This window comes from Parvibacter caecicola, assembly GCF_003725335.1.
In the GTDB taxonomy this organism is placed as follows: domain Bacteria; phylum Actinomycetota; class Coriobacteriia; order Coriobacteriales; family Eggerthellaceae; genus Parvibacter; species Parvibacter caecicola.
In genome coordinates this window covers 1-8,103 of record NZ_QIBY01000031.1, presented here as the reverse complement: position 1 = coordinate 8,103, position 8,103 = coordinate 1, and the positions used below count along the sequence as shown (strand labels likewise).

The 8,103-nt window shown below is 64.0% G+C and carries 6 protein-coding genes and 1 tRNA gene; 1 reads left to right on the top strand and 6 read right to left on the bottom strand.

The window, feature by feature from the left end:
• The 6 genes from DMP11_RS09905 to DMP11_RS09880 form a co-directional block, all read right to left on the bottom strand.
• Positions 1-1,937: DUF2207 domain-containing protein (locus tag DMP11_RS09905; protein WP_148041132.1), on the bottom strand; the 1,937-nt coding region annotated here is incomplete at its 3' end.
• Position 1,938: 1 nt separating this feature from the next.
• Entirely contained in the window at positions 1,939-2,496 is a 558-nt protein-coding gene (locus DMP11_RS09900) for a LemA family protein (RefSeq protein WP_123186324.1), read from the bottom strand.
• Positions 2,497-2,644: 148 nt separating this feature from the next.
• Positions 2,645-3,190, bottom strand: coding sequence for a hypothetical protein (locus tag DMP11_RS09895; protein ID WP_148041131.1), 546 nt, complete (start codon positions 3,188-3,190; stop codon positions 2,645-2,647).
• 15 nt (positions 3,191-3,205) lie between these two features.
• The gene (locus DMP11_RS09890) at positions 3,206-4,288 is read right to left on the bottom strand and encodes a ComEC/Rec2 family competence protein (protein ID WP_161555365.1); all 1,083 of its coding nucleotides are present in this window, start codon (positions 4,286-4,288) and stop codon (positions 3,206-3,208) included.
• Positions 4,289-4,541: 253 nt separating this feature from the next.
• On the bottom strand, positions 4,542-6,059 hold the full coding sequence (locus tag DMP11_RS09885; RefSeq protein WP_123186321.1) for a DUF8451 domain-containing protein: 1,518 nt from the start codon (positions 6,057-6,059) through the stop codon (positions 4,542-4,544).
• Positions 6,060-6,368: 309 nt separating this feature from the next.
• A tRNA-Thr gene (locus DMP11_RS09880) sits at positions 6,369-6,443 on the bottom strand.
• A 212-nt stretch (positions 6,444-6,655) separates the two neighbouring features.
• Between DMP11_RS09880 and DMP11_RS09875 the strand changes: the two genes are divergently transcribed.
• The coding region (locus tag DMP11_RS09875) for a putative DNA modification/repair radical SAM protein (protein WP_123186320.1) at positions 6,656-8,103 on the top strand (1,448 nt) is incomplete at its 3' end.

Genomic DNA, 8,103 nt, shown 5'->3' with positions numbered 1-8,103 from the left:
CCCCCGCCCACGGAGAAGCCTCCCCCGCCGCCGCTGCCGCTGGAAGAGGACGAAGTGGCCGCTATCGCCGAAGAAAGCGTGTTGGCCACGCTGCGGTCCAGCGCATCGGCGAAACTGGCGCCCGAGCCCATGCCCATGGGTCGGCTGTACCAGTACCACCAGGGAATGCCGCCATGGCCGTCGTAGGCGGAATCGTCGAACACCTCTGGCATCACGCGCCGCAGCTCCTGGATGGCCTGCTTCGCCACCCCCAACAGGTAGGCGTACACCATCAGCTGCCCCCACACCTTCACATCGGTGGGCGGTCGCTCGTCGATGCGGGAGAAGTCCTGCAGCCACTTCTTCAGCGCTTTGCAGCGGGCCGTTATCTCGTTGGCGCGACGGCTGCGGCGCCGCATGGCCAGCGCCAGCGGCACCAGCACGAAGGCCGTGACGCCGGCGAAGGCGAGGGGCCAAAAGTTGTCGGTGACCGTGGTGATCATGAAGGCGCCGCCCACCAGCAGCACCGCGTAGGCGATGAGGGCCCCCATCAGCACGTTGCCGCGCCGCTCGAAGAAGCCCTCCCGCTTCACCTCGCGCCCCAGCACCGCCTGCCAACGGTTCACGGCCGCGATGTAGCTGCGGGGGTTGGTTTCGCCGAAATAGGTGAGCTCGTCCATCCAGCGCACGTCGGGGCGACCGGGCACCTCCTTGAACAGGAAGTCCAGCGTGGCCCTTTCCACCGGGTCGGTAACCTGAGCGGCCGCTTCCGGCAGCAGCGTTACCTGGTAATCGTCGATGGTGCGGCCCTTCTTGTTGGAGTGCTGCACCGCGTCGATGCGCAGCACCCCTTTCTGGGAAAGGCTCATGACGGTGGCGATGAGGTCTTTGGTATCGGTTACGCCCCAGTGCATGAGGCGGCTCACCACCGCCGGCTGCATGCCCGGCTCGGGCACGTCGCGCCAGTATTCGTCGGAAAATTGCGGCTTGTACTCGCGGCCGAAGCGGAAGTACAACACCACCGCCACGATGATGGAGACCAGGCACGGGCCCCCCATGCCGAAGAACATCCATCGGGAGGCGGTGCGCAGGGCGTTGGCCTCGTCGGCCCACTGCTGCTCCTCGGCAAGGATGGCGTCCAGGTTGCTGTAGCCGTAGGTGACCGACGGATCCACCGCGCTCACCCACGTGGCGGGAAAGGCGATGCGGGCCTCAGCGTAGGTGCCGGCGGAAACGCGGGGCACGTCGAAGTCCACCGTGCCGTCCGGCTGGATGGCCACTTCCGCATCCAGCGGCCCGTGGCCCCAGGCCCGCACGGTGTCGCCCGCCACCACCTCGGCGCCAGCGGGAACCGGCAGCGCGATGGAGGCCTGCACGTTTTTGGAATCCACCGCCCAGCCGGAACCGACGAACTGCCAGTACAGCTCGGCCACGTCGTTGTACACGCGCACGCCGTTTTCGACGGTGTAGTCCAGTTGGAAGGCCAACCGCTCATCCGAGGTGTTGAAGAAGGCGTACACAGTGTTGCGCGCCGCGTCGAAAGACCAGGCGGGCACCGTCTGCGGGCCGCCCTCGTCGCGCCAGCGGATCTCGAAGGGCACCTCCTCAAGCGGCATCCAAGTGGGATCGCCGCCGGTGTCGATGGAGAGGGACACGCCGGAAATGGCCACGGAAGCATCGATGGGCAGGTTCTCCCCCAGCTCCCACCAGATGGCGGTGAAGTCGCCGTCGAAGTCGAACACCCGCTGCTCCCGCACGTGCAGCGACGCCTCCTCGTCCACCGAGGCGGCGATGGCCACCTGGGGGCAGCTGTAGTCCTTCGCCAGGGCCGGGGCGGGCGCGGCCGCGCAAACGGCCGCCGTCAGCAGGGCCGCGGCGATGAACGCCACCAGGGCGCAGGCGAGACGGCGGGCAGCGGAAAGCGGGCGCGGGGCGTCCGCGGCAATGGGGGCCGGCATCCTAGAAGCTCACCTGGGGCGCAGCGGCGGCCCCTTCGGCGGCCGCGAACGAGGGGCGCGGCTGGAAGCTGCCCGCCAGCAGCACGCCAGGGAAGGTTTGGATGGCGGTGTTGTAGGTCATCACGCAGTCGTTGTAAGACTGGCGCATGTAGCTGATCTTGTCCTCGGTGGCGGCCAGCTGCGCCTGCAGCTGCTGGAAGTTGCCGTTGGCCTTCAGCTCGGGGTAGGCCTCGGCCACGGCGAACAGACGGCCCAGGGCCCCGTCCAGGACACCTTCCGCCTCCACCTTCTGATCGGGAGTTTTCGCCCCCATCACCGCCGCACGGGCCTCAGTGACCGCCTCCAACGTTTTGCTCTCATGGCCGGCGTAGCCCTTCACGGTTTCCACCAGGTTGGGAATGAGGTCGGCGCGCCGTTGCAGCTGCACCTCCATCTGCGACCAGGCGTTGTCCACGCGGTTGCGCAGCTTTACCAGGTTGTTGTACAGCCCGATGGCCGCCACTACCAGCACCACCAGCAGCACTACCACAATCACAGGGATGAGAATCCAGATGCTCATCGCGTTCGCTCCTCTCGCGCCGCCCTTCCTTGGCGGCAATTTGCATGTGGTTCCATCATATAAGAAAGGGGCGCGGAAGTTGCCCTCCGCGCCCGGAAAAAATGAAGCCGTTGCGCGCCGGATCGCCCCGGCCGCTGCGCCGACCGCGCTAGTAGCACTTCTTGCAGGGGGTGTAGCCCTGCTTTTCCGCCTCGGTTTTGCTCAGCTCCTTGGTGCCGTTCATGCTGCTGCAGTTGGGGTTGGAGTGGTACTTTTTCCCCTTGCCCGATGCGGCCACGTACACGCTGCCGGCCTGCTTTTCCTCCTGTTGCTGCTGGGCCTGAGCCTCCTGCTGGGCAGCGGCTTCGGCAGCCGCCGCCTCCTCGGCCGCCTTGGCCTCGGCAGCCGCTTCTGCCGCGGCCTTCTCTTCGGCCTCTTTTTGGGCCGCGGCTTCAGCGGCGGCCTTCTCCTCCGCCTCGCGCTCGGCCGCCTCCGCCGCCGCCAGCGCCTCCGCCTCTTCGCGGGCCGCCTGCTCAAGGGCATCGTCTTCCGCCGTCTGCTCGGGCGCCCCGCCTTCCGCTTCCTGAGAAGCCGGCGCCGGGCCCGTTTCCGGCAGCGATGCCGCCCCTTCCACAGACGCGCCGCAGCCGCCCAGCAATCCCAGCGCGGCCGTCAGAGCCGCGACCGCCAATAATCCAGTCAACTTCTTCCTCATAACCTCTCCCCTTTCCTAGTTGTCCAATTTTCCCTTGGTGGAGCTGAATTGCACGTCGCGCCCGTCGGTCACCGCCACCACCGACCCCAGCAAATCGGTGCGCAGCACCGTGGCGCCGGTTGCCCCCAGCCGTGCCAGCGCCTCGTCGGTGGGATGGCCGTAGGAATTGCCAGCCCCCACGGAAATCACCGCGTAATCAGGGGAAACGGCCGCCAGGAACCGGCTGGTGGAAGAGCTGGCCGAGCCGTGATGGCCCACTTTCAGCACGTCGGCATCCAACTGCGCTCCCGCCGCCAGCATCGCCTCTTCGCTCTCTTCCCCGGCATCGCCGGTGAACAGGAAGGACACCTCCCCCAAGTCCACCCGGCACACCAGCGATCCCTCGTTGGTGTCGCGGGTGCGCTGGGCCGGCCCCACGAAAGTAACCTGCGCCGCCCCCAGCGAAAAGCCGTCCCCCACCGCCGGCACCGTTACCGGCACCTGCCCCAAATAGCGCAGCACGCTAGCGAAGGCGCGGGTGTCGTGCTCGGTGACCGAGCAGAAGAAGGTGCCGCAGCTGGCGAAGTTCAGGGCGCCGCTGATGCCGCCGCAGTGGTCCTCGTCGGGATGGGTGCAGATGATGTAGTCGAGGCGCGAAATGCCCAGCGATTTCGAAATGGAATAGAGCTTCGAGGAGGCCTCAGACGGGCCGCCGTCGATGAGCAGCGTTTCGCCGCCGCAGGTGAGCAGGGCACAATCCCCCTGCCCCACGTCGATGAAGCGCACCGTGAGCTGGTCGGCCGCGGCGGCATTGTCGGCGGCGGCTGCGGCATCGCTTGCACCATCGGCGGCGCCGCTGGCCTCCCCTTCCCCAGGCGCGGCCGGCGCTGCGGCATCGCCGCTTGAACCGCCGTTGGAAGTCGCTTCTTCCCCAGGTGCAGCAGGCGTCCCATCCGGCCCCGCAGCGGCAACTTCCCCTGAACCAGCGGCGCCAGCGCCCGTGTCCGGCAGGGAGGCGGCCCCTTGCACCGCGGAGCATCCGCCCAAAGCGAACGCCGACAGCAGCAGCGCCAGCAGCGCCGCCGCGAAACGATGGCGCCCCGCGCCGCCCGCGGTCATCTTCCGGTTCCCAATCTTCCCCATAGTCGTGCAACCCGTTCGCATCAGCGCCCCGCACCCCGCGCGGCGCGCACCCCGAAACAGCCGGCCCCAAAAGGGCCCAATGGCCAAAGTATGGCAATCATCAGGAGAAATGGCAACAGCCAACAGCTACGGCCAACGGAAGCGGAGCACCTGGTAAACCAGGGAAATCGGCTCCCAGCCCAAGGTCACCGGAACCACCCGAGGCAGCCCCAACAGCCGAAAACCGCATTTATGAAGGCAAGAGATACGCTGTCGACCTTCCCGCTCCTTCCACCTTCAACAGTCCGCGCTCTACCATCGAAGAAAGAAGATTACCGGCACTGCTTCGAGATACGCCGAGCAGCCCCTCTATCTCCCCACGCGTCGCTGAACCAGCTTCGCTCAAAAACTTCAGCACGCGATCTTCAGAAGACGCACCGGAATGCGATTGCCGCCCCTTAGCAGCCGATGCGTCCATATAATCCTTTTTGGAGCTTTCAGCCTCATTCGGCGATACTCCAAAACGGGAACCAGAGCCACTTTCCCCTCGTCCCACAAGGGAAAACTCTAGTTCAACATAGTCCGGAGAAAGATTCTCGCGAAACATCGGATCGGGAACGGATGCCCACGAGCACCCCCGCCGCATAACATCAAAACCCGACCCAGCGCGCTCACCTACCCCGATCAAGTTAAACATAGTCATCAGTGCAGGGTTCCGCTGGCTCGAGATGCCACCAACCTGGGCAACTTCCGGATCGATTCGGACAGTTCCAGGATTGACGAACAAAAGGCGATTCAGCTCCCTCGACACCACTGTGTTCGCCTCCCCATAATAATCGGCATGGACAAGCGCATTCGCAAGCGCTTCGCGATAGGCCTTGTGCAAGGGGGTGTCATCGACCCTCATCCCGCCCTCGATGTCAAAGGGTCTTTTAGAGAGCAAAATAATTCTTGGGAGCACAATTCGCCAGAAATCAAAGACGTTTCCGCTCCACTCACCGTCATTGGTAACCACCCTGTCATCCCATCGGGCATCCCCCAAAACCTCCCGGTACTCCATGAAATACTGCGGGTATTCGCGGACAATCTCGTATTCGTAGCCGAACATGAGCAAACCAGCGCGGGTTGGGTGAAGATGATTGTCTTCGGAATTTCGGCCGATTGCGCCAATCCTCAGCAGAAAATCGTCATCCCCCAAATCGAGCCAAGGGTGTGCGGGGCGAATTGTGCGCAGGGCATTCCGATAGCGGTGAACGGTATCAGGGCACAGTGCGTCCTTTTCGAGATGCGGCAGAACAGCCCTGTCCTGAACGCCATCGCTGTTGTCCCTCAGCATTGCGCTGACCTCTCGCCGCGTGCAGCGATAATCGCCTTCGCCGTTTCTCCTGAACGTCCCCGCCAAGGGATTTCCGTCCAAAAACACAGGTCGCGCATCATGGCTTGCTCGCGGTACGCGTATAACCACAACACGCAGACCATCAACCTCTTCAATAGACACATCACCGTTGGTGAGCAAATTTGCACTCACCTTCGAGGGATTGTTCACTGCATCCCAGAAGAGCTTCACAAGGTGCTCCGGGTTGGAAACCCCAACCGCCCGAAGACCGCCCTTAGTCTCATCCATCCCCAAAACAATGCAGCCCCCGTCGGTATTCGCAAAGGCAGAGTAGGTTTCCCACAAACTTCCCGGCAGCCCAACCTGAGCGCTTTTCACCTCCAGCTTATTGCCTTCTCGACAAGCGAGCAGTTTATCTACTGACGCAGTCATCAACGATCCCCCTTGGATGTTCGGGCGGCTTGTCGCTCGCGATAAATCTCGGTTGTTCGAACAAACGCACCTGAAGGTTTCCTACCAACAGTTTCCTGCCAACAGCTTTCTACCAATAGTTTTCTACCACATTCTACCAATTATCTACCAAAAAATGCCTATGCTGGCGGCCCTGTAAAAATAGGGCCGAAGAGGAGGGGTGCTTGCCATCTGCCCGCCTTTAGGCTTTCGCGCTATACACTTGACGCGCATGTGGCACCCGGAGGAAGAAGCAGGCCAAGCAAAACACATGCCTGGCCTGGTGTTTTCTGGAGCCAGTGACAGGAATCGAACCCGCAACCCACTGATTACAAATCAGTTGCTCTACCGTTGAGCCACACTGGCGCGTGCCCGGAAGAAACCCGGAGTGTTGGTATTTTACGGCATATGGCGCGAATAGCCAACGAAAGTCCGGCCGATAGCCGCCATCCCTCCAAAAGCACACTTTGTTCGCTTGACGGGGGTCGGGGGCATGCGTACACTTGCGAACAGATATTCGCACGAACACTTGTACTTTAGTTTTGCACGCCAATGGCGGCTCGCAACAGGAGGACGGCATGGACATCGCTCGCAAGCTGGAGCTTTTGGCGGACGCCGCCAAATACGACGTGGCCTGCACTTCCTCCGGCGTGAACCGCAGCGGGAAGAAGGGGCAGCTGGGCTCCGCAACCCAGGCGGGCTGCTGCCACAGTTTCACCCCCGACGGCCGCTGCGTTACCCTGCTGAAGGTGCTGATGACCAACGTGTGCACCTGTGATTGCGCCTACTGCGTGAACCGCGTGTCCAACCGCTCCATCGAGCGCACCGCCTTCACCCCGCGCGAGCTGGCCGACCTCACCATCGGTTTTTACCGGCGCAACTTCATCGAGGGGCTGTTCTTAAGCTCCGGCGTGGCCGGCAACCCCGACAACACCACCGAACTCATGATCCGCGCACTGGAAATCCTGCGCCACGAGTACGGCTTCCGCGGCTACATCCACGCCAAGGCCATCCCCGGCGCCTCCCCCGAACTGCTGCAGCAGCTGGGGTTCCTGTGCGACCGCCTCAGCGTGAACATGGAGCTGCCCAGCGCCGCCAGCCTGGCGCTTCTGGCCCCCGACAAAACCAAAACCAACATCTTGGCCCCCATGCGGCAGATCTGCGACAACTGCACTGAAGACGCCGAGTCCCGCGCCCTCTCGCGGCGCACCGCCGGCCCCCTGGCCCAGCGGAAAACGAAGACGGCCGCCCGCGCCTTCGCCCCCGCCGGTCAATCCACCCAGATGATCATCGGCGCCTCGCCGGAGTCGGACCACCACATCCTCAATCTCTCGGCCTCCCTGTACCGCACCCTGTCGTTGAAGCGGGTGTTCTTCAGCGCCTACGTGCCCGTAACCCGCGACCCGCGCCTGCCCCAAACCGACCGCGTGCCCCTGAACCGCGAGCACCGGCTGTACCAGGCGGACTGGCTGATGCGCTTCTACGAGTTCTCCGTTGACGAGATAATCGACGAAGCGGATCCGTTTCTGGATTTGGAGGTGGACCCGAAAGCAGCTTGGGCGCTGCGCCATTTGGACCTGTTTCCAGTGGAAGTGAACACCGCTTCCTACGAAGTGCTGCTGCGGGTGCCGGGCATTGGTGTGCGCGGCGCCAAACTTATCCTGCGGGCACGGCGCCACTCCACCTTAGGAGCCGATGAGCTGCGGAAACTGGGCATCGCCTGGAAGCGGGCCCGATACTTCGTCACCTGCAAGGGCGCCTATGCGGTGCCAGGGGCGGATTTCTCGGCACCGTGGCTGCGGGCGCAACTGGCGGCCCCCATCGACGGCGGCGCCCACGGGCGTCGCAGCGCAAAGGAAGTGCCGGGGCAGCTGAGCCTGTTCGACGGCCTGGACGCCCAGACGGGCCACGTGCAGCCGAAGATGCCCGCGGCCCCCTCCCCGCTGCCGCAAGGGCGCGGCGGCGAAGAGCTCTTACTGGCGGGCGGGGGCGCGGGCATCTTCGGCTGCACGTGGCCCGTCTGGGC